The 24314-nt window shown below is 40.3% G+C and carries 16 protein-coding genes; 12 read left to right on the top strand and 4 right to left on the bottom strand.

Annotation, left to right across the window (positions count from 1 at the left end; genetic code table 11):
• Positions 1 to 3: 3 nt before the first annotated feature.
• Positions 4 to 3147 carry a SusC/RagA family TonB-linked outer membrane protein gene (locus BMY50_RS16945; RefSeq protein WP_202907873.1) on the bottom strand — a complete coding sequence of 1048 codons (3144 nt, stop codon included), beginning with the start codon at positions 3145 to 3147 and terminating at the stop codon, positions 4 to 6.
• A gap of 261 nt (positions 3148 to 3408) precedes the next feature.
• Positions 3409 to 3879 carry an Lrp/AsnC family transcriptional regulator gene (locus tag BMY50_RS16940; RefSeq protein ID WP_093326596.1) on the bottom strand — a complete coding sequence of 157 codons (471 nt, stop codon included), beginning with the start codon at positions 3877 to 3879 and terminating at the stop codon, positions 3409 to 3411.
• 148 nt (positions 3880 to 4027) lie between these two features.
• On the opposite strand from BMY50_RS16940, the gene BMY50_RS16935 reads away from it, so the two are divergent.
• Complete coding sequence (locus BMY50_RS16935; protein ID WP_238383801.1) at positions 4028 to 5041, top strand: histidine decarboxylase; 1014 nt, start codon at positions 4028 to 4030, stop codon at positions 5039 to 5041.
• Positions 5042 to 5234: 193 nt separating this feature from the next.
• Here the strand turns inward: BMY50_RS16935 and BMY50_RS16930 are convergent, their stop codons facing one another.
• Together BMY50_RS16930 and BMY50_RS16925 are read right to left on the bottom strand one after the other, a co-directional pair.
• Positions 5235 to 6245, bottom strand: a complete 1011-nt coding sequence (locus BMY50_RS16930; RefSeq protein ID WP_162276615.1) for a WG repeat-containing protein — start codon at positions 6243 to 6245, stop codon at positions 5235 to 5237.
• A gap of 141 nt (positions 6246 to 6386) precedes the next feature.
• Complete coding sequence (locus BMY50_RS16925; RefSeq protein ID WP_093326594.1) at positions 6387 to 7496, bottom strand: C1 family peptidase; 1110 nt, start codon at positions 7494 to 7496, stop codon at positions 6387 to 6389.
• A 295-nt stretch (positions 7497 to 7791) separates the two neighbouring features.
• Here BMY50_RS16925 and BMY50_RS16920 point away from each other — a divergent pair, with 295 nt between their 5' ends.
• The 11 genes from BMY50_RS16920 (at position 7792) to BMY50_RS16875 (ending at position 24304) form a co-directional block, all read left to right on the top strand.
• Positions 7792 to 10554 carry a TonB-dependent receptor gene (locus BMY50_RS16920; RefSeq protein ID WP_093326593.1) on the top strand — a complete coding sequence of 921 codons (2763 nt, stop codon included), beginning with the start codon at positions 7792 to 7794 and terminating at the stop codon, positions 10552 to 10554.
• Between the two features lie 15 nt (positions 10555 to 10569).
• Positions 10570 to 11064, top strand: a complete 495-nt coding sequence (locus tag BMY50_RS16915; protein WP_093326592.1) for a M60 family metallopeptidase — start codon at positions 10570 to 10572, stop codon at positions 11062 to 11064.
• A gap of 342 nt (positions 11065 to 11406) precedes the next feature.
• Positions 11407 to 12747: an alpha-L-fucosidase gene (locus BMY50_RS16910; protein WP_093326591.1), complete on the top strand. Its 1341-nt coding sequence runs from the start codon at positions 11407 to 11409 to the stop codon at positions 12745 to 12747.
• Positions 12748 to 12815: 68 nt separating this feature from the next.
• Positions 12816 to 12941 (top strand): RagB/SusD family nutrient uptake outer membrane protein, encoded by a 126-nt coding sequence (locus tag BMY50_RS28485; protein WP_238383800.1) that lies wholly within the window; start codon positions 12816 to 12818, stop codon positions 12939 to 12941.
• A 367-nt stretch (positions 12942 to 13308) separates the two neighbouring features.
• Complete coding sequence (locus BMY50_RS16905; protein WP_093326590.1) at positions 13309 to 14937, top strand: beta-N-acetylhexosaminidase; 1629 nt, start codon at positions 13309 to 13311, stop codon at positions 14935 to 14937.
• A gap of 119 nt (positions 14938 to 15056) precedes the next feature.
• The gene (locus BMY50_RS16900; RefSeq protein WP_093326589.1) at positions 15057 to 16517 is read left to right on the top strand and encodes an alpha-L-fucosidase; all 1461 of its coding nucleotides are present in this window, start codon (positions 15057 to 15059) and stop codon (positions 16515 to 16517) included.
• Positions 16518 to 16909: 392 nt separating this feature from the next.
• Positions 16910 to 17845, top strand: coding sequence for a ring-cleaving dioxygenase (locus tag BMY50_RS16895; RefSeq protein ID WP_093326588.1), 936 nt, complete (start codon positions 16910 to 16912; stop codon positions 17843 to 17845).
• 223 nt (positions 17846 to 18068) lie between these two features.
• Complete coding sequence (locus tag BMY50_RS16890) at positions 18069 to 18695, top strand: alpha/beta hydrolase (RefSeq protein WP_093326587.1); 627 nt, start codon at positions 18069 to 18071, stop codon at positions 18693 to 18695.
• A gap of 202 nt (positions 18696 to 18897) precedes the next feature.
• A complete protein-coding gene (locus BMY50_RS16885; protein WP_093326586.1) occupies positions 18898 to 19485 on the top strand; it encodes an RNA polymerase sigma factor in 588 nt (195 codons plus the stop codon).
• A 184-nt stretch (positions 19486 to 19669) separates the two neighbouring features.
• Positions 19670 to 20662 carry a FecR family protein gene (locus BMY50_RS16880; RefSeq protein ID WP_093326585.1) on the top strand — a complete coding sequence of 331 codons (993 nt, stop codon included), beginning with the start codon at positions 19670 to 19672 and terminating at the stop codon, positions 20660 to 20662.
• A 123-nt stretch (positions 20663 to 20785) separates the two neighbouring features.
• Positions 20786 to 24304: a SusC/RagA family TonB-linked outer membrane protein gene (locus BMY50_RS16875; RefSeq protein ID WP_202907872.1), complete on the top strand. Its 3519-nt coding sequence runs from the start codon at positions 20786 to 20788 to the stop codon at positions 24302 to 24304.
• The last annotated feature ends 10 nt before the right edge of the window (positions 24305 to 24314 follow it).

The raw sequence follows: 24314 nt of genomic DNA, 5'->3' as shown, positions 1-24314 counted from the left end.
GTGTTATTTAAATTTGAAGTTAACATTTACTCCATAGGTTCTTGCGAAAGGTAATGAGCCACCTTCAACGCCTGCTGAGCCAACAAGTGAAGAGAAGGTATTTTCCGGATCTATGTTGTCGGTATGTTTCATGATGGTGAACAAATTGCGGCCAACCACTGAAACATTGATGGCACTAAATAATTTATCGCCTAATATTTTCGGTGTAAAGCTATAGCCGAAGGTCAATTGTCTGAACTTGATGAAGCTTCCGTCTAATACAGACGTCTTAGACACGTTTTGTGCTAATCCCTGATAATATGCTTCCGCGCTTATATTTTGCGTGTTTGCTGATCCATCTTCCAACACGCCTTCTGCTACAATTCCCGTTTCGCGGCCCGGAAGGGTGGCCTTGTTTAAGCCATACTGATAAGAATAATACTCCGTAGCACTCAATATTTTGTTTCCGAACTTGTAATCAATCAGGAAGGATAAATTGAAGTTCTTATAAGAAAAATCGTTGCTTAAGCCACCATAGAATTTAGGTAAGCCCGATCCCATCGGTGTCAAATTACCGCGCATAGGTACGCCGTCTGATCCGATCACAACATTTCCATTCGTATCGTATTTATAATCGTAGGCCATGATCTGCGCTACCGAATAATCCTGCACGACAGATACAAATGCATTTAGCGGACGGTAGTTTCCTGTTGTCAATGGGTTGTTGGCTTCTCCATCGATACTCAATACCTTATTTTGGATGTAAGTGAAGTTGAAAGAGGCGTTCCAGGAGAAATTGTCTTTTTTAATAGGGGTGCCTGAAAGCATTACTTCTATACCCTTATTTTGCGTAGATCCAAGGTTTACATAGCGATACTCATACCCTGAAGCAACAGAAGTTTGCGCTTTCACGATCTCTCCATCTGTTTTCCGTTGGAAGTAGGTGGCATCAATGCCAAAACGATTGTCAAAGAATTTCAACTCCGTACCAACTTCAAATTCTTCTAAACTATAGGGTCTAAGATTGGAATTTGGTAAAATATTGCTAAAAGTTCCGCGCGCATAGCCGTTGATTGCATTTCCTATATTGAAATACTGTTGGGTTAAATAGGCATCTACTGGTTCGCCGCTGGTTTGCGCATAAGAAACGCGCAATTTCCCATAAGTTAGTTTCGGAGCATCTAATAGTTCGGAGAAGATGAAACTTCCTGAAACAGAAGGGGTAAAGATACTTCTGTCGTTCCTCGGTAAAGTAGAAAAGGTATCGTATCGGCCTGTTGTACTCAGCGTCAGGAAATTTTTATAGCTAAAGTCTGCCGTGTAGTAGTACGAGGGGGTTTCTAGATCTGTATATTCGTATACAGGTGTTCTTGTAAATAGGTTTGTTGGCGTATACAGGTAGGGTACGATAAACCTACTTCCGGAAGTGCCTGAATTCTCAAAAGTTGCTCTCCGATAGTTAGCACCTACGCTTGCATCGATGCTGATATCATCTGTTACCGCTTTGGAAAAGGATAGCAAGGCGTCCGTATTCAATTCAGAGCGACGTGCCAGTGCTAATGAGTTTAATTGGCCCTGTCCGTTATTACTATAAGCTGTACCGGTAGGCGTTACAGAGAAGATGCGATCGCTCGATAAATCATATCCTACACGCCCCATTAAAGACAGGTAGTCGGTAAACTCGTATTTAGCCGAGATAGCACTAATTAAGCGTTTTCGAGATAAATCGTTTTTGAATTGATTGACCACGAACCAGGGGTTGGTTACAAAAGCATTGTCGTTCCATACGCTTTCTGCACCGGTGGCTTCATTATATCCCGGAGCAAGTATTGCCTGGTCTGTATTCGTGGGTAAAAATGCTAAACCGTAGTTTGCATTTAGTGGAGAATCACTTAAATAGGGCTTATTCTGGTCTTGCTGATCGATGTAATTAGCCATCAAGTTGAAGCTCAACTTGTCGGTAAGCTGCTGCTGTGTACTGAAGTTTATCGTTTTACGATCCATACCGCTATTGCGTAAAATGGATTTACTATCCAGATTCGACAAGGACAAGCGGTATGTTCCTTTCTCACCACCACCGGAAACCGCTACTGTGTTTGTCCATGTTGGTGCGGTGCGATAAAAGCGACTTGGATTATCTGTAACGGGACTGTATGCATACTCATTTCCATCATAAGCGATTGTTGGTGCGCCGTCGAGCCGTTCGCCCCAGCTGTATAAGCCTGATTGTACTGCAGACGATACATCGCTCGGGCGGATTCCATTTCTACCCTGACCATATTCGTATTGCCAGTCGGTATTATCGACTGCCTTGTCGAACTGTAAGTTGGTATTATATTCAATCGATATCCGGTCTTTCACTCCGCTCTTGGTGGTGATCTGTATCACACCGTTTGCGGCACGTGCACCATAAAGTGCAGAAGCAGTAGAACCTTTTAAGACGGTCATCGTTTCTATGTCGTCCGGATTGATATTACTGAAGCCATCCCCTTGGTCGGCTCCCCCATATTCACCTGCTGTACCTCTGGTAGCATTGTTCATTGGGACTCCGTTTATTACGATGAGTGGGGTCGTACTACCGCTGAAAGAGGTAGCTCCCCGTATATTTAATCTAGCCGACGAGCCTGGGCCACCGCTGGTTCCGCCGACGCTTAATCCTGCTACCCGACCGCCTAAGGAATTGGCTACATTTGTTTCACGTGCTTTATTTAAAACCTCGCCGCCCACCTTTGTAACGGCATAACCTACTTTGCGCTCGTCTTTTCTAATGCCTAAAGCAGTAACAACCACCTGGCTTAGCTCTTGCGCTGTTTCTCCCAAAGTAATCGTGAGCGTCGTTTGATCACCAACGGTAATCTCTTTCGCTTCATAAGCTACAGAAGAAAATACGAGTACATCATTAGGGGTGGCATTGATACTGAATTTACCATTCCCATCTGTTTGCGTGCCACCAGATTTCCCTTTAATACTTACGGTAACGCCTGGGATAGTTTCTCCTTTAGCATCTTTAACAGTCCCGGTTATACTTCCAGGTTGTTTATTAGCTATCGGCATTATGCCATTAGGCATTCTTTTACCACTTTCAGCCATCAATTGATGAGGCATAAAAAAGGTTGACGAATAAAGCAATAAACTAGTTACTGCCTTGATAGTTAGTTTTTTGTCCATACTTAAATCTAAATTTTACGGAAAATCCTTTCTGTTCAGTATGTCCTAGTATCTGCTATCATAATGGTTTGTCTGGTTTCAGGAAAAGGCCCTTATTATAGAGTTTAATACGGCATGAGAGAGAGAAAATGTTTTAGTAGCGCCAAATTAAACGATTATTTTTGATAACAATTGTATATTTAACGATTTATTTTAAAAGTTTAGTATGTTTTTATATTAAAAAGAAGATAAGTGTGAGCACTTATTGTAAAAATTAATAAATCATATCTGCACTTCGAGGGCAGTTTCTTTTTTTATTTCTTTAAGTACGAAGTTGCTGCTGACATTCGAAACATTCGGGATTGCAGATAAATTTTTCATAACAAAAATATGATAGTCTTCCACATCCTTAACAGCAATTTTTAAAAGATAGTCGTGATTGCCAGCAATGCACATGATTTCTAATACTTCACTAAATTTCGAAACCGCTTCTTCAAAACTTTTAAGTGTTTCTAAGGATTGTTGTTTCAAAGTTACCGTACAGATTACCAATAAATGCTTGCCTAATTTTTCTCGATTTACTAATACTACATAGCGTTCTATATAACCTTCCTTTCGAAGACGTTTAATGCGTTCAAAAGTAGGTGAAACACTAAGCCCTATTTCGGCTGCTATTTCTTTAACGCCTAAAGAAGCATCACGTTGTAAAAGATTAAGGATGCGTGCATCCATTTTATCTAATTTATCAGACATAAAAAAATCCTGAATTATGCTTGCAAAGATAGTTAAATAGTATAAAATTCTGCTATATGTGTATATTTTGGTTTTATTTTCTGATATATAAATATTGTTGAACTTATATTTTATTTATAGTTAATTTTGCAGAATATTATTAATATATATGGATTTGTTGAACCCTCTTGACGAGCAAAGATTAAAGACTTATATGGTCAAGGCTGAAGAGCGGGCTAATAACTTCTTGGGTTATCCAATTGCACGTGATTTTGACTATTCTGCGCTATACCCTTTATTGGCGCTGCCCCTGAATAATATAGGGGATCCTATGGTGGAGTCTACTTATGATTTGAATTCTCGGTCATTGGAACAAGAGGTGCTGGTTTTTTTTGCTGACTTATTTCGTGCACCAGAAAAAAATTGGTGGGGATATATCACCAGCGGTGGCTCTGAAGGCAATCTATATGGTTTATATGTTGCGCGCGAACTTTACCCCAATGGGATCGTCTATTATTCGGAAGCTACACACTATAGCGTACAAAAGAATATTCAATTACTAAATATAAGAAGTATTGTTATTCGTACGGATGAGCAGGGAGAAATGGACTATGCAGACCTTTCACAGATGTTACAAACACATCGTGACCAGCCGGCCATCATTTTTGCTAATATCGGAACGACCATGATGGAAGCAAAAGATGATTTAGCACAGATAACAACAGCGCTTAAGAAGGCTGCAATTAAGAGCCATTATATTCATTGTGATGCTGCTTTGGCCGGTGTCTACAGTGCCCTTTTAGACTTAAAACCTGGTTTTGATTTTACTTATGGGGCTGACAGCATCGCCATCAGTGGTCACAAATTCATAGGTTCGCCCATTCCATGTGGAATGGTCATGGTAAAGAAAAATTACAAAGAGCGAATAGGTAAGGTGATCCCTTACATTGGAACAGTAGATACGACTATTACGGGTAGTAGAAATGGGCATAGTCCAGTTTTCATGTGGTACGCTATTAAAAAATTAGGAATAGGCGGGCTAAAAAAGAGAGCGGAAGACAGTTTAGCTTTAGCGAGGTACACTGAGGAGAGATTAAATTTTATCGGAATAAAGGCCTGGAGAAATCCGTCGGCACTTACGGTGATTTTCCCTGAGCCATCTTTATTTTTACGGCAAAAATGACAACTGGCTACTGAAAATGGATTTAGCCATATCGTGTGTATGCCGGGAGTTGAAAAAGATCAAATAGATCAGTTCATTGAAGAACTGAATAGAGAATTAAATGAAGATCGTCGGACGCAGTCGTTGGTCAAAGCGGCTAATCTTTAAAGAACATGTGTTTGGTAAGGTCGTCTAAAATTTTTAGGCGGCCTTTTTATTTATATCTATTAGGGGCATCTGGATGCTCTTTTAGATAACGGCGAGCCTCGGCATCATAATTCGATAGCCATTCCTTTAAGGGCACCTTCTCTTCTAAATTGCCATAAGGAATCTGATAGATATCGCCTATTTCCGTAGCATAAAACAATAAATCTGGATTATCTGCTTTGCGATAGGCGCCATCTGCATCATAGCGAAATGCATTGATGATATAATAGGGGAAATCGTTACTTGGCTTTTCGACGATCTCAAAATGGAGCTGTTTTTCTTCCTCCGTTAGTCGATTATAGTAATTGGCAAAATGGGCTTTGCTTATTAGATCTAGATCGTTTAATTTCTTTAGCAAGTTAGATTCGAACGGACTGTAGCTAAATTGGTAAGGAAGAAAAATACTGTCGATTGTTTGATCGTGCTTAGATTGCTTTTTTTGAAGTGCTTGTATGACGCGACCGTTTTTATCAATATAATAGGTGTTTGCTTTTGACAGGTCTAAGCTGGGATGTTCGGCGTCTTTGCTATAATCAATAAAACAGCCATTGCAAGCTCGTGCGATCCCATATTCAAAAGGGCTTACCCAATCCCATTGTGCCTTGATAACCTTTTCTCCATAGCGGTTAACGAAGCCGATTTTGTCATTTTCGACGTAACGGGATAATCCCTCCTCTAGAAAATCAGGACCGTTGTCAAATAAATAAGGTGCGTATAATACCTTCCCATTTCGATTATATGCCAATCCATAAGGCTTCGGGTCCTTTAAGTTAAAAGTACGTTTCGGAACGAGGATAAGGATGCTATCATTAATAGGCAAACGAAAGTCGTCATATGCAATGGGAAGGAAGTAATGTGTGGCTGGGATAACAATTGTACCTTTTTCATCTTTAACACCCAATAAACTGTCGGGAGAGAGAAAATAAAATAATTTCTTATGCTCCTGACTAGCTCCCTTTAAGCTATAACAACACAGCGCCACACAAATGAAAATTACTAAGCTTGTATATTTCTTCATAGATAAGGTGAAGCTAAGCATTTTAACATAATTTTAAGCCAATTCTACCCCTTTAATTGCTGTTCCTGCTTAAAAATCACGGTTTTCAGTGGTTTTGGAGAATCCTATCCACTAACAAAACGATCATATGTAAATAGGTATTTATTCTAAATGCAATTTTTCCTTCAATTCTTTTGATAACGCAGCCTTTGGCACAACCAAGCTTACTGTATTAATGGCGAAATAAGCAGGCGAGACTGCAATATATCCTTTAAACAGTCCTACTTCTCCCCACGAGTTTTTCACTTTAAAGAAGGATTTCCCCCCTTTGGATTGTTCTATGCCAACTAGATGCATAAGGTGGTCATCTTGGGTGGTGAGATTTTCATACAATTGTTGTCGGACCTTTTCTGAAAAGGGAGTTTCGCGAGCTTCTGGATTAATGGAGATTTGTTTAGCATCCGTGCTGTCTGCAAAGAGCATGGCAAATCCCTTTTTTTGCTGGAAATTTTTGTTACTTACATCTGCGTCCCACATAATTGTATAGCCATTTTTTAAAGCCTCCTCGGTAAGCGTAATCATTTCATTCAATGGCAGGTTATAGAATGACCCATTTGCAAAATTATCGGGTGTCTCTAACACAAAAGATGTATAAAAAGGATGGTGGGTAAAAGAAGTAATGTTCACATAATCATTTGGATCAAATTTCAGCACCTCTTTAGCAAAAGTGAGTGGGGTATAATTTTTTCCTTCATAGTCAAAGTTATCAGGTGCTGCGCCTATTTTTTTAGTTAGTATCTCTTCATAACCAACGAGCCAGTTGGCAGGTACAGGCCGGGTCTCCAATATTTTATCTAAATAGTTTTTAAGTATCCTATCAAGTCCTTCGTGATTGGGTATTTCACCCGATACATTGCGAAAAACATCTTGGGGAACAGCTCCATAAACAGCAATTGCTTGTATGAGATCATGCCCTAAGCCCCCTTCACTAAACTGGGCTTTCCCCTGCCGTAAAATGTAATTCTTGGCTTTTTCAATGTATACATTTCTTACCGTAAACATTTCAGATAGATCGGGATTATTTAGTAATCCTTTTCGTATTGATTCTGATTCCACCAATGAAGTGGTAGAATAATTCCAACAGGTCCCTGTTTGTCCCTGGTTCTTAATAGAGGTAGCTTGATTCTCTTTTATAATTTTTAGAGTAGCTTCTTGTGCCTTTACCCAGAGAGAATAGCATAAAAATAAATTTAGTAGCAGGAGTGGTTTCATGTGTAATATATTTTAATATCGGTATTGCTGTTAAACTGCTTGACCGAAAGGCTAAATTAGCAATTAAATGCCTTTTTTGAATAGGGTCTATAATATTTTTAGATCTGTAAGGACCTAGGAAAGCTTGTGTTTATTGTAACAAATACGTTGTAATTAAACCATTTATTCAACTTTCTGTCTTACTTTACACTAAACAAACAGTATATTTTATATATCAGGATAATTACCCTTAAAAAGGTAATGATACTAGCCCGACTTGTCGGGCTAGTTTTTTGTCCATACCTAATTATTATAAATGCGTCAGATACATTTATTGATTATTTTTTGTTCTTTTTTTTGTCTTCTATTTACAGTTGCGTCAGCGCAGCACAAAATTTCCGGAAATGTCTTAGATAGTGCCGATGGAGTGGGCCTCAAGGGAGCGCGTATTAGTTTAAAGACATTGGCTGATTCTATCGTGAGGCAAACAGCTGCGCAGGACGACGGTGTATACTCGCTAGCAGGTATACCTGCTAGCGAGTATACGTTAATGGTTAGCTACGTAGGGTATAAACCGGTGCAAAGAAGGCTTCGTGTTAAGGGGGCCGACCTACGCGTTGACATTCCATTGAATCTGGATTTCACTATGCTTGAGGCCGTGAATATTACGGTAACACCACAAGAGGTTGCTATTAAGGGAGATACAACTGAATTTAATGCAGCAGCATATAGTACTGAAGCTTATGCAGACGCGGATGCACTGGTTACTCAAATACCGGGTGTTGAAATAGATGCAGATGGTAAGATTAAGGCGCAAGGTGAGGATGTACAGCGAATTATTGTTGATGGTAAAGAGTTTTTTAGTGCAGATCCAGCTGTTGCGTTAAAGTCATTACCAGCAGATGTTATCGATAAGATTCAGTTGATTGACGAAAAGAGTGAGCAGTCAAAATTAACCGGCTTTGATGATGGAAAACGGCGTAAAATAATCAATATCGTCACGAAGCCTGAAAAGCGGCATGGCTATTTTGGCCGCATGGCAGGTGCGACAGGAAACGAGGACCGTTACAATATGGGTGGTTTTCTAAATATGTTTAGTGGCGATAGACGAATTAGCGCTAATATAGTATCCAACAATATTAACCAAGGAAGTTTTTCTTCCACAGAACTAGTTGGTGCTGGAGGACGTGGGGGAGGAAATGGACGTCAAGGAGGAGGAATTGGCCCTAATCACCGGATAGCAGTAAATTATAATAATACCTGGTGGAAGGATGTACAGTTTAATGCCCATTACAACTTTAATACTTCCAATAAGGATTTGATAGAAAGTTCAAACCGCGAAACGCTTATAGGAGAAAACGCTAATCAATTTAATCTATCATCACAACAAACCAATAGAAATAATCAAAATCATACTGTTGGATTTCGCGTGGAGTATGAGCAGGATTCCACGCAACGTTTAACATTTAGTCCGAGCATCAACTTCAGTAACGGTAAGACTATCAATAGCAACAATACGCGGACGCTCGGTGCCATGCAGGACCTTATCAATACCTCTAGCCGCCAAAATAATGGGGAAAACAATACATTTACAGTAGGCGGAAGCTTGGATTATGGTTTGCGGTTGAACGAAAAAGGGCGATCCATTACAGCACATTTGCAAAGTAATTACAACAAGAATGACAATGATGCTTTTGCGTTGTCTTATAATTTGTTTTATGACAACGAACAGTTAAGCAGGTCAGATACTGTAAATAACCGTAACACCAGCTTCTCAAATAGCAATAGCTGGGAGGGACGAGTTACTTATACAGAACCGTTGGGAAAAACTTCCCGGGTGATGGCTAACTTAAACAGCCGTAATAACAATAGTTACGCGGATAGGAAGATGTTTGATTTTCTAGCTGAAACAGGTCAGTACTCAGAATTGAATCGATCGTTATCAAACGAGTTTAGAAATGACAATAAATTTTACGGTGCTGGCCTAAATTATCAATTCTCAGAAGAATTTTTTTTGTTTGATGTCGGAATAGATTATCAGCAGACAAAAATGAATAACGATAGACTCTTTCCGGAAGAGGTTCGTACAGTCCATCATTTTAAGAATTATCTTCCAAATGCTAATATTATGTATCGCTTTTCGCGTGATCAACGTCTTCGATTCAACTACAACAGTTCCACCAATGCACCTAATGTATTGCAGTTACAGGATGTAATAAATAATCAAAATCCTTTAAACATTACAGGTGGAAACCCCAACTTGAAACAAGAGTTCCAACATGCCTTCAGTCTGAACTATAACAGTGTAAAAAGAGAGAGTGGGGCTAGCTTTTCGGTTGGCTTAAACGCGAATCTTATCAGCAATGGGATCGTGAATTCGACATTGGTTGCATCAGTTGATACATTTATTGTCGACAATGTCTTGCTAGGAAAAGGGGCGCAATTCGTTCGACCAGAAAATGTGAACGGATATTACAGCATGCGTGCAAATACATCTTTTGGCATTCCTATCAAGTCCTTAAAAATTAATTTAAATACAAATACTACACTACATCATAGTAGAGATGTAGGTTTATTGAATGATGTGGTCACGCATAATAATACTTTTGGAATCAACCAGCGGATTGCCATTAACAGCAATATCAGCCGCAAAATCATTTTCAATTTATCCTATTCTGGAAATTACAGCATGATCAGAAATGGTAATAATCAAAGTTTAAGTAATAACTATTATAACCAAACCATTCGAAATGAGATTACTTATAATTTTTGGAAAGGTATTCGAGTCGCTTCGAGTTTAAATTATCGCTACAATACCGGTGTAGCAGACGGTTTTGACCAAAGCTTCTTATTGTGGAACGCTTCCATAGGGAAGAAATTATTCAAAAAGGAAGAAGCGGAGATCTCCTTATCCGCATTTGACTTACTTAACAGTAATACGCAGATTAGCCGTGACATTACAGAACGATATATTGAAGACTCGCAAACCAATATCTTGCGACAGTATTTTCTGTTGAGTTTTACGTATAATCTGCGACAATTTGGCGGGGGCGGACGCGGCATGCATCGTACGCGTTAGTCATATCCCCCTTCGATCAAGCTCGATATCCGGCATGAAATTGGGCATACCTACCAACAGGCGGCATGGACTTGGGATGGTCTTACTGAAACAACTGTGAATGTATACTCCCTTGCCTCAGAACGTTTGTTTGGCTTGCCGGTAACTCGTATAACAGCCAATAATAGCTGGCTTAAACTGGATACTTATCTAGCCAAGCCAATCGCAGAACGAGACTATAATGCCGGTGACAATGATCTTAAGCTCATTATGTTTCATCAACTCTGGTTAGCATTCGGAGACAGCTACTATGTCCAATTGAGTCGACAAACCCGGGAAGAAAAACCTAATTTAAGCAATACAGCAGAAAAAATGCGTTACTTCATGCTAAAAACATGTCGCATAACGCAACAGGATCTGACAGATTTCTTCCAAAAATGGGGCTTCAAAGTCGATGAATCTGTTTATTCTGAAATAGCGAATCTTAACCTCCCTGCGCCCGATGAAGATCTGACCGTATTAAGAGACTAAGAAACATGATTCTTATTTAGCAGCACCACGGTCTTATGGCGTGGTGCTTGCTGTATAAGACCTGATCAAATGCGACCGTTACAAAAGTGGAAACAGGTTATTGTATACGTCAGGGCTACTACATCGATTTCGTAAAATAGGCAATCGATTGCGTGTAACTTTATTGTTGCGCGAACCATATCTTCTTCCTATCATTGCTGCAAACAACTAATTGTTCTAGCCAATTTATATTATTCTTAGGAGACATTATCCATACATATTTACTAATGAAGTAAAGCGTAAAGACCTTACTTGGCGTGAGGGTTTTGCCAACGTATAAAACTATAAATAGTGACTTATAGCATGAGGTATTTTTTATTGTTGACGATAGTCCTCTCTCATTTTAATGGATATGGACAAGATTTGCACACGGTGAAATCTGATAAAATCGAATGGTTTAAAGAAGCACGGTTTGGAATGTTTGTACATTGGGGGCTATATAGCTTGCTTGGCGGCACTTATAAAGAGCATACGCTGCCTGATACTAGCTTGCCTAATGGTGAAAGTTGGTACTCTGAATGGATTCAACAGCGATTGGAGATTCCAAACAATGAGTACCAGTCCTTAGTCAAGCAATTTAATCCGGTGAACTTTAATGCAGACGAATGGATTAAAGAGGCCAAGAATGCTGGAATGAAATACTTTGTCATCACGGCGAAGCATCACGATGGTTTTGCATTGTGGGACTCAAAAGTATCTGACTATGATATCGGTGCTACGCCTTTCAAGAACAGGGATATTTTAGGTGAATTAGTGGATGCCTGTAAAAAATATGGATTAAAGTACGGATTTTATTATTCGCATTGGCAAGACTGGGAACATCCTCAGGGAGCGGTTCCTTATTGGAAAGCACCTCGGCCTGATCGTGAATTCGAAAAATATTGGAAAGAAAAAAGCTTGCCTCAAGTACAAGAATTGATAGAACGCTATGATCCTGATCTACTATGGTTTGATACTTGGGATGATGAAGCAAAAGAGCTCATAACTCCTGGAAGAAGAGATGAGCTGATTACGTTGATTCGTAAATTAAGTGATAAGTGTCTCATCAATGGACGCATAGCCATGCACGACCCTGGTGATCATATCGATTTCTTGGAGATGATGGATAATGCATATCCTCAGGAGATGCAGCAAAAGCCGTGGCAAACACCAGCAACCATGAACCATACGTGGGCTTGGCATAGCAAAGATTTTAATTGGAAGTCGTCCGGACAGATGTTAAGATACCTGGTAAGCAATGCAGGCAAAGGTGGAAATTACCTGCTCAATATCGGTCCGAAAGGAGATGGGACCATGCCTGTAGCGGGCGTCAGACGTTTGCGTGAAATGGGCGCTTGGATGCTAAGCAATGGTGAAGCGGTATATGCTACTCAACCATTTACGGAGCTTGCACCTATGGAAAATGTGGTATTTACGCAGCGGAACATCAAAGGGAAGCGCTATCTATATATCCACATGATGGATGAGGGGAAACGCGATCGATTGAATCTTTCGCTATCCAAGCAAAAAATTGGCTCCTGTCAGCTGTTGGATACGCATGAAGATATAGCCGTAAATGTAACCGATACGGGGGTAGCGCTTGTACTCCCTGCGCGACAAAAGTTTGATAATAGTATACAGGTGGTTAGACTGGAGATCAAATAATATGAATGACGCTCGACGGTGATTTTATTTTTTTATAACGATTCGGTAGCGAAATTTTCCTAAGAAGAGTGCGTACATTGAACGACCAATCAAAATCAGCTATACAAGACTATCATGTGCTGTGGCCGGTACCGCAGGAAGTAATTGATGCCAATACAGGGGCCGAATTTCCGCAGAATCCAGGTTACAATTAATTGTTCCTAGCTCATTATTGGAGAATCCGTATGAATTATAAACTTGATGGAGAAGACTATTCATACGGATTTAAAAAAAATCAATTTACATCGTTTTCGTAATCTGCGCAACCGATTGATTAAGCGGGCGGGTTGCTTAAGCAAACATTCCTGTTTATATTGTGAAGGACGAATGAATCACATTAAAAATCTAAAAGAACATCTTATTTCGTGGAAGAAAAACTAATTAAACATGAAGGAGCGATGAGTGAATAGTTAAGTAGTGATAGTAGTTAAGTAGTCTAACAAACTATTCAACAACTCAACTATTCGACAAATAACGAATAACCAATAACGAATAACCAATAACAAGTAACGAAAAACGAATATGGTAAACCGATTTTTAATCTGGATTGTCTTTGTAGTACTGACAGTCCCTAGCTATGGCCAGCAGCTTTGCCCGATTATCCCGGCCCCATTGAAAGCGAGCCGTGGCGATGGCGTATTTATCTTGGATAAACATACGTTTTTGCTGGCGGAGGATTCCGCCTTACAAGATGTAGCCTCGTACCTGCAATATGAATTGCTGCGTTTGAAGTCTTTACCCCTGGCGCAAAGCAATAATAAGAGGTCGACTGCCTCTGCTATTCATTTAAGGTTAGGAGGAAAAAAGAATATGGATAACGAAGCCTATCATTTAATGATTAAAGAACAGGAGATTGTGATTGAGGCCGGTTCGACTGCGGGTATTTTTAATGGGGCTTCTAGCTTGGTTCAACTGATTAGTGGTATTGATGCAAGTAATGATAAAATTTTAATTCCTGCCTGGCAAATTGAGGATGAACCTGCTTACCCTTGGCGGGGATTGATGCTGGATGAATCGCGCTTTTTCATTGGAAAAGAGAAGGTCATGGATTTAATCGATTGGATGGCCTTCTACAAATTAAATAAGTTGCATTGGCATTTGACCGACGAACCTGCTTGGCGTTTGGAAATCAAAAAGTATCCTAAATTGGCATTAATCGGTGGCGTAGGCGATCACAATAATCCTACAAAACCTGCTGCTTTCTACACACAACGGGAGATTGCAGAAATAGTAAGTTATGCCGCTAAAAGAAATATCAGTGTAATTCCGGAAATTGATATGCCCGGGCATGCTACAGCTGCCAATAGGGCATATCCACAATATAATGGTGGTGGAAGTAAACAGCATCCGGACTTTACATTTGATCCTGGTAAAGAAGAGACCTATACTTTTCTGTCAAATATAGTAAGTGAAGCAAATGCGTTATTCCCGGGAGGTATGATGCATTTGGGGGGCGATGAAGTAAGCTTCGGTTCGGATAAATGGATGCAAAATGAAGGTATAAAAAAGCTCATGCAAAAGCATGAATTGAAGGGGCTAAAGGATATCGAGCGTTATTTTATGGAACGCATGGCTGACTCTGTATATCAGCTAAACTCCAAACTGCTGGTATGGGACGAGATGGCTGATATTAATTTGCCGAAGGACAGCACCATTATATTTTGGTGGCGACATGATAAGCCGGAGCAATTGCAAAAATCATTGGATAAGGGGTATCAAACCGTTATTTGTCCGCGACTACCCTACTATTTCGATTTTGTACAGGATAGCACCCATCGTGCCGGAAGAAAATGGGGGAAGCGGTACAATCCCCTACGGGAAGTATATAGCTTTTCGGTAGACAGCCTCCTTGGAAATGTGGATCAAAAGAATTTGGTGTTAGGTTTGCAAGCGAATCTTTGGACGGAAACCGTAACCAATCTAAGTCGAGTTGATTATTTGCTTTTCCCTCGATTGGCAGGCTTAGCGGAAGCTGCTTGGAGCGATAAGAAAGTAAAAAGCTATGCATCTTTTGAGGAACGCTTAAAAGGACATCTACAGCTATATCGAACGCAAAACATCTATTTCTATAATCCTTTTCAACCAAACGAGATTCCGGAACCGGTTTATTTTAAGAAAGATCGGAAGGATTTAAATGCGGAGGAGAATTAACAATTAGTATCAAGATAAGAGACACAAGTATCAAGACTCTCCTTAAATGTGGAAGTCTTATATACTCTAATTAATTGCAAGTTCTCATGCGACCACCTTGCTGCGAAAAAAATGAAAACATGAAAAAACTAGCATATTTAACATTATTCCTTTGTCTAGAAATATATCAGCCTTTAATGGCGCAATTTCCGGGTGCAGTTGAAAAAAGATCCTCGATAACGCTAAAACATGGTTCGCATCGTTTAGGTAAACGAACCGATGCAGCCATGGAGACTTGGCGAAATTATGGTCTGGGTCAATTTATACATTGGGGGCTTTACGCTATTCCCGGAGGACATTGGAATGGAAAATATTATGCGGGTGCCGCCGAATGGATCCGTTCGTGGGAGGGCATGCCAAAAGGCGATTATGATAACTTGTATAAGGAATTTAATCCAAAACAGTTCGATGCTAAAGCCTGGGCTGCACAAGCTAAACAAATGGGTGCGCGTTACGTCATCATCACAACCAAACATCATGATGGCTTTTGTATATGGCCAAGCAAATACACCAGCTATACAATTGCCAATTCGCCTTATAGAAAAGATGCTCTCAAAGAAATTGTGGATGCTTATGATGCTGAGGGTATTGATGTTTACCTTTACTTTTCCATTATTGATTGGAATCATAAGGGCTATCGTTCGGCCTCACCGCAAACGATTGAAGAGAAGCGGTCATATGAGGAATTTAAGAAATTTACCGCCAATCAACTGAAGGAATTGTTGGTCAATTATCCTAGCGCGAAAGGATTATGGTTTGATGGGACTTGGGATAAAGCTTGGATAGAGCAGACAGCCTTTGCTGATAGTTTGGAAACTGAACTTCGAGCGATACGACCAGGTTTGATTATTGGAAGCCGCTTCAGGGCTGATGAATTTGGCAGAAGGCATTTTGATAGTAACGGTGATTTGATGGGTGACTACGAACAGGGTTGGGAACGTAAATTACCTAACACTATCGAAGATGTACATGGTAACGATTGGGATTGTGTGATGACGGTGCCTGAAAATCAATGGGGCTACCATTCCGAATGGCGCGGTCATGTGAAAACCAGCGTGGAGCTCATTGAAATGATGGCCAAATCGGTAGCCCTCGATGGAAATTTTGTACTTAACTTTGGTCCTGATGGACAAGGGAATATTCGTCCCGAAGAAACAAAAATAGCCAAAGAAATTGGTGAGTGGATGAAAGTGAATAACGAAGCCATCTATGATTGCGGTTATGCCGGTCTGGAAAAACAAGATTGGGGATATATCACTAAAAGCAGGAAGACAGGGAAATACTATCTTATCGTCTTCAATTTGCCTGTGTCTGGTGACCTACGAATTAAAGTGTCTCCTGGTTCGGGTATCAAAAAGCTCTATGATTTAGTTGAACCGAAGACGGTATACAATGCAGAGGAAATTCATCGAAGCAAAACGGAGGGCAATGAGTACTTTATTCATTTAAAAGATAAACCTTTGGAGCCGAAAGTAATCGTGTTGGAAAGTACGGAAAAAGAGAAGGACAGTGAGGTGCTTTATGAGAGGGCGAAAACCTAAGTAGAGAAGATTGTCTACAGCGGTATTGCTTCAAGCAGCAACTGTCTAAGGCGAATTTTAAGTAGAACGGCCTTGGAGGATACGGTTGCAGCGAGCAGTAAAGCATAAGCAGAATTGTTCATTTTGTAGTAACCAAGCGGATTGGGAAAGCGAAGCGGCTGCAATACGCGCTATCTATGCTTTGCAATCAGATACAGCGTAGCATCCACAGACTTGATTTATTCACTTTGTTTATTTTCAAAGGCGTTCATGAGCTCATCGCTCCGCTCTTCGGTTTTGCTCAACTTTTGATCAAGCAAAAATTGAATAAATTATTTCTTATCCTAGATTAATTTTTTGGAACAAATGGATGCCGACATTTGTATCATAAACAAAAAGAAAAAGGACTAATCATGGAAAATAAGATAAAAGGAATCCATCACATAACGGCTATAGCTGGTGACGCGAAAAAAAATTATGACTTCTACACACGTGTTTTGGGCTTACGCCTTGTAAAGAAAACAGTTAATTTCGACGATCCTGAAACCTATCATTTTTATTATGGAGATAAAGTGGGTACACCGGGAGCCATTTTAACTTTTTTCCCTTGGGGAGGAATTTCAGCGGGCAGGCGTGGAACACGGCAGGTAACCGAAATCGGTTATGCAGTACCCGAAGGCAGTTTGGATTTTTGGATGAAACGCTTTGAAGCAAATAATGTAACCTATAATAAGGTAGCTGAGAAATTTGGTGAGCAGTACCTAACCTTTTTAGACCCTGATGGATTAAAGTTTGAGTTAACCGTTCCTAAAAATGAGGATATGCGTCAACCTTGGACCACAGGGGAAGTTAGTGAATTAGTGGCTACAAGGGGATTCCATCATATTACCATTACTACAAATAAGGCAGAGGCTACGGCAAAAGTATTGACAGATATTTTAGGTTATCGCTTAGCAGAACAACACGTCAACCGTTTTCGTTTTATCACCGATCACGCCGAACAGGCAAATTTGGTTGATCTTGTGGAAGCACCCGGCGAAAGTGCTGGGCATGTGGCAGGAGGCTCTGTACATCACGTAGCCTTTAGAGTAGAGAATGAAGAAATACTTATGTACTATCGCCAGAAAGTGCTGGAAGCCGGATTGCAGATAACAGAAAAGATAGATAGGAATTATTTTTATTCCTTGTATTTCCGTGAGCCAGGTGGCGTACTTTTTGAAATCGCAACGGATAATCCTGGTTTTGCCACCGATGAAACGGTGGAGCAATTAGGGAGTGGCTTGAAGCTACCCGCACAGTATGAGTCCTACCGGGAACGGTTGGAACAAGTGCTTCCTTCCTTGGGATAAGCAACAGCTAGTTTTAAGTTCTAAGTTGTATGTTATAAGTGTATTAAGTCTTAGAAGTGGGAATGGACGTGAGGCTTAAGATGCATGAATAACCGACAATATGTTTAAGGTACAAGATAGAAGCAGGTTAGGAAAAGTTGTTAGTAGCAGTCGCGCAGGTCTTGCTCTGCGCATTGCTACTAACAACTACCAATAACTCGCAACTCACAACTCACAACTAAATATGTATACACATCGTAAACAATTTATAAAGGGTGGGAAGCCCTTTACAGAGACGGACAAAGCAATTGTCATGATTCATGGCCGAGGTGGTAGTGCTGAGGATATTATATCGCTTCAGCGTTTCTTGAGCATTGAGGATATGGCTATCTATGCGCCACAAGCTACCAATAACAGTTGGTATCCTTATAGTTTTATGGCTTCTGAGCAGGATAATCAGCCTGCGTTAGACTCCGCTATCGTGACCATCGGCGAAGCGGTTGAAGAGATCAAGGCGAACGGCATCAAGGAAGAAGATATCTATTTTTTGGGCTTTTCACAAGGTGCCTGTCTGACATTAGAATATGTCGCACGCAATGCTAAGAAATATGGAGGCGTTATTGCTTTTACTGGTGGACTAATAGGAAAGCAGCTGATAAACGATCGTTATCGAGGCGATTTTCAGGGTAGCCGAATTTTAATATCCAGTAGTGACCCCGATCCGCATGTGCCGGTTTCCCGTGTAATGGAGACGGTCGAAGTATTAAAAACGTTTGGTGGAGAAATTACTTTACAGTTATATAAAAATAAGTCGCATAGTATTTCGAAAGAAGAACTGGAGTTAGCTAACAAACTTTTAGTTCACGCGTAAATACCACGAAACGATACTTCATATGGTTTATGAAGCAGGATACAAGACGCGTGCAAGTATTTAATAAATTGCACGCGTCTTTAGTAAAACCCCTTTTTTAACCAATTATAAAACATAAAATTAACGATAACTTAACCTTAAGCTTGGCAGATAATTCATAGTTTTGCTCTCGCAGACGCACTTAAGAACCGGGTTTTTATCCATGGATCAACCTCTAATTAATCAAGCAGGAGAGTATATACGCTTCACCAGAGAGAATTACCCTACTATCTTCAAACAGTATTGGGAAGATCTCTATGTTTTAGCCTATAGACGATTGCGAGACGAAGACTTGGCAAAAGATATAGTGCAGGAAGTCTTTGTTTATTGCTGGAAACAAAAGGACGTGATCCTGATAAAAGAATCTTTAGAGGCTTATCTTCGTACTGCCCTCCAATATCAGATTATAGCACATTTTCGGAAAGAGAAAATTCAAAGTAAAGCCTTTTCTCATCTGTACGAGCGCATGATCGATGTGAATACGGAGATGCGAGATTTACTTACAGAAAAGGCCTTAAGCCAAACCTTACAAGGTGAACTAGAGCAAATGCCAAAAACGATGCAGGAGGTATTTCAATTACGTATCCAAGACTACAGTGTTGATGAAATAGCCGACTCGCTTAACCTCGCTCAGAAAACCGTAAAGAACAATATTACACTTGGTACCCACCGTCTTCGTAAAGCGTTGATGAAACGTTTTCCGGAGGATCATATAATTATTGCCATAGTGCTATCCAGCCTATTATTATAAGTGCTTACCGGCATTTATGATTAATTAACCTAATCTTAATAATAATATAATCATTTTTTTCGGGACAAATCCTGGGCATATGCTACTTCTGATCGTAACGATAAATACAACGATTCGAAGGGATGCCTATTTGATTGTTTATTTTTCGTGCCCTCTTGGAAAATGAGGTGTCATAGCTTTATTTATGGATAAAAAACAGTTCAAGGCCCTGATAGAGGCCTTTCATGAAAATAAATTAAGTACAGAAGATCAAGCTTTCATGCAAAGATGGTATGATTCTTTTGGAGATGATAAACAAGGGGTACCAAGTTTAGACGATGAAACTGCCAAACAACGAATTGAACAAGAGCTAGACGAGCGCATCCGGACTTCTTTATGGGAAGATCCCTTAAAAAGGAAAACAAGGTCTTTTATAAAGTGGCAAATGGCAGCTGCGGTATTGGCTTTTGGTGTGGTAGGAACCATGATAGCTTGGTGGTTTATAATGAAGTCACCAAATGCGGCGAAGAGTGTGAAGTCTGAGGCTGTTGTAGCTATGAGAGAGATTCATACTGGAACACGGCAGGTGAAAAAACTGACGCTTCCCGACGGATCCACAATGTATGTCAACGCTCATTCCAGTGTACGCATTCCCGAAAAATTTTCTAAACTAGATCGACAGATTTTCCTTGATGAGGGTGAGGCTTTTTTTGAAGTGGCAAAAGACGAGAAAAGGCCTTTTGTGGTACATACGAAAACGCTTCAAGTTCAGGTATTGGGTACCTCTTTTAATGTAAGTGCCTACTCGCAACTACCCAATATTTCAGTCGCTGTACAAGATGGGAGGGTGCGTGTGTCTGATGACCGTGGTCCGCTTCGAGAACTAAGCAAAAATGAGCGAATACATTACCGTAAGAAAGATAGAGCGGTTGATTATGCGACGTTCAATATACGATATTTAAATACTTGGATTAAAGGGCGGTTGTATCTAGAAAGGGCAAGCTTTGAAGAGCTAGCATTGGCGATGCATAACCTGTATGGCATTACCCTAAAAAGTCGCGATGTCAGAACACTCAATTACCAATACAATTTAATGATCCGTACGGATAGAAGCCTAGAAAAAACAATGGAGTTAATTTGTTCAATTCATCAAAATCAATATAGGAGGGAAGGAGATGATCTAGTTATTTACCCATAAAAAGAACAAGCAAATACCCAATGGGTACTTGCCTGTATCGGACTATGTCGAAGCTTGAGACCCTTGAGACATAGCCACTCAGTAATTCATTTATCCAATAATCTACTAAGTATATACAAACTTATGAAGAAAACCGCATTGTTCATACGAAAAGTCATGCGTACAACTATTTTAATTTATACTGTATTGATTGCACTTTCGCAATTATTGCAAGCGATGCCATCAGAAGGTCAAGTCTTGAACAAAACTGTAGATGTATCTTTATCGGATGTTAATCTATACCAGGCCCTTCAACTATTGCAGGAAGAAGAACAGCTGGAATTTATTTTTGACGCCGGGGAACTGAAGCTCGAAAATAGACGTATCCAATCGCTTAAGCTTGAAGATGTTTCTCTTGACGAGGTATTGTCAAGGTTATTTGAAAAGGTGCCTGTTGATTATACAGGAAAGGGTGCCAATACAGTTTTGCTGTATAAAAAACAACAAGCTGGCCATATAACCGGCATCGTGAAAGACAGGGAAGGTCGCCCTTTAGCGGGTTCAACCGTTAAAGTTGTAGAACTTAACCGTACCGTAAGCACAGATACTGACGGTCATTTTTCCGTGTCATTAAAGCCAGGAACTTACTCCTTAGTGGTCAGCTATATTTCCTATGAGAGCGAGCAACGAGCGGGGATCTTAGTGGAAGAAGGTAAATCAGTTTCGGTTGATTTTAGTTTGGTAGAGACACAAGGAAGCTTAAATGAGGTTGTAGTGGTTGGTTATGGTACCCAAAAGAAAGCAAATTTAACAGGCGCGGTCTCACAGATCAGCGCAAGTACCTTGGAAAACCGTCCATCTCCCAATTTGACACGAATGCTCCAAGGAACGCTTCCAAACCTTAATATCAAAATGGTAGATGGTAGTCCAACGCGTGGAGCAACCTATAATGTACGTGGAACAACTTCTATTGGAGCAGAGGGTAGCGCATTGGTGCTCATTGATGGAGTTGAGGGCGACCCAAACAAGATTAATCCCAATGATATTGAGAGTGTAACTGTCTTAAAAGACGCATCGTCGGCAGCAGTCTATGGTTCCAGAGCAGCTTTTGGAGTTGTATTGATCACTACGAAAAATCCGATAAAAGGGCAGGTGAAAGTGAATTTCAGCTCGAACTATTCACTCAATCAGCGCACAGTGGAACCTAAATTAATTACCAATGGCTATGAGTGGGCTAAAAACTTCAATGATGCCTTTAACGCTTGGTATGATTACAAATCGAATCCAATATCTGTAAACAATATTTTTCCTTTTTCTTTGGATTATTTAGAAAGGTTAAAAGAGCATTCGGAAAATCCAGCTTTACCAGAAGTAGTGTACAATGAATCTTTGGGGCGATATGAATACTTTGGCAATAATGATTGGAATAATTTTATTTACAAGGATAATATGCCAGCGACCGAGCAGGCATTGAGTGTTTCCGGTGGGTCGGAAAAAATTGATTATTATCTCTCAGGCCGATATTATTACCAAGATGGTATTTTTAAATATAACTCCGATAAGTTTAATCGCTATAATCTTCGAGGGAAAGGTAATATCAAAATCAATAAATGGCTCGAACTGCAGAACAACACGGAGCTAAGTATTTATGATTATCACTACCCAATGTTTGCAGATGGCGACGGTAATATTTGGAGGCAATTTGAACACCAAGGCTATCCTATGGCGGTATTATATAATCCCGACGGCAGTTATACGCATTCGGCCGTGTATACAGGTATTGCCTCTTTCATGGACGGAAATAACGGCTCTGACCAGTCGAATACCTATTTTCGAAATACTGCGGGACTGGTTGCTAAACCATTGGACGGGCTGACCTTAAAAACGGACTTTACTTATGCTAAGACCATTGGGAAAGATACGAGGGCCAATAATTATATGTATTACAGCAATGCGCCGGGGAGCACCTCGCGCTTTGGAAGGAGTTTGTTGAGGCAATTTAATGAAGATACGCGTTATTTAGCGGGCAATGCAACTGCTACCTATGCCCAAACTTTTGCTGCCAAACATGATTTTAGTGCTTTAGTAGGCTTTAATATTGAAAATTCGCGTTTCGAAAATTTAGATGTGCAACGAGACGGAATTTTAGATCCTACCAAACCGGATTTCAACCTAATGGACGGGACAAATTATAATATTGTTGGAGGTGGACACGAATGGGCCTATTTAGGCTTGTTTTATCGGTTGAATTATGCTTATGCGGGTAAATATTTGCTAGAACTGAACGGAAGATATGATGGCTCTTCCAAATTTCCCGAAAACCAACGTTATGGCTTCTTCCCTTCCGTATCCGCAGGGTGGGTCTTGTCAAACGAATCATTCATGAAAGATGCTAAATCGTGGTTGAGTAACCTAAAAGTAAGGGCCTCATACGGTTCATTGGGCAATGGGAATGTAGACCCTTATCGCTATATGGAACAGATGAGTGTAAGTAAAGCCAGTGTCATTCTACAAGGGTTACAACCTAATTATACGCAATTACCTGCGGTGATTCCTGACGGCCTAACATGGGAGAGATCAACTACCTTTGATGTTGGACTGGATCTGGCTTTATTCAAAGATAAGTTGAATGTTACGTTCGACTGGTACAACAGAAAAACAAGTGATATGTTTACAGTGGGTCAACCTTTACCCAACGTTTTTGGAGCAGCGGTACCTTCTGGCAATTATGCAGATTTATCGACTAAAGGGTGGGAACTAACGCTTGCTTATAATGGCTCTTCTACCTTGTTTTCAAAACCTTTTACATGGGGAATATCAGGATCTCTTTGGGATAGCAAATCCCATATCGAACGTTTTAATAACCCGAATAACCTCTTGTCTTCCACTTATTATGTTGGACATGAGATCGGTGAGATCTGGGGTTATGAAACCTTAGGATTCTTTACTTCTGATGAGGATATTGCGAATCATGCCGATCAAAGCTTTCTCACAAATTCCAACAATAAAGAATGGCTCCCAGGTGATTTGAAGTTTGCAGACCTAAATGGCGATGGGGTAATTAATCAAGGAGACAATACGGTAGATAATCCAGGTGACCGTCGCATCATAGGAAACGATGCGCCGCGATACCAGTTCGGTTTTACCCTATCAGGCCGTTGGAATGGTTTTGGGCTTAGTGCCTTTTTCCAAGGTATAGGAAAACGAGATTGGTATTTTGCACCGGAGGCAGGACTCTTTTGGGGCCCTTATAATCGTCCCTATGGATACCAACCGGTAAAATTGATGGAAGATCATTGGACCGAAGAAGACCCAGATGCTTATTTTCCTCGATATAGAGGTTATACAGCATTGGGAACGGATCGATCTTTAGGGGCACCGCAAACCCGCTATTTGCAGGATGTGAGTTACTTAAGGTTGAAGTCCTTGACCGTGGATTATAATTTACCCGAATCATGGATCCAAAAATTGAAGGTGTCTAGGATTAATCTTTTTGTAACCGCACAGAATTTATTTACCCTATCGGGTTTATTTAAACATACCGACAATTTTGATCCAGAAGTAATGGAGAAACCAATAGGTGAACTAACCAATGGTTCAGGACAGGGGTATGCGTACCCTATGTTGAAAACAACAACCGTAGGACTGAATGTTTCATTTTAATAATAAAACA

The sequence above is a fragment of the Olivibacter domesticus genome, from assembly GCF_900109575.1.
Taxonomy (GTDB): domain Bacteria; phylum Bacteroidota; class Bacteroidia; order Sphingobacteriales; family Sphingobacteriaceae; genus Olivibacter; species Olivibacter domesticus.
This window is presented reverse-complemented; position numbering and strand designations above follow the sequence as displayed.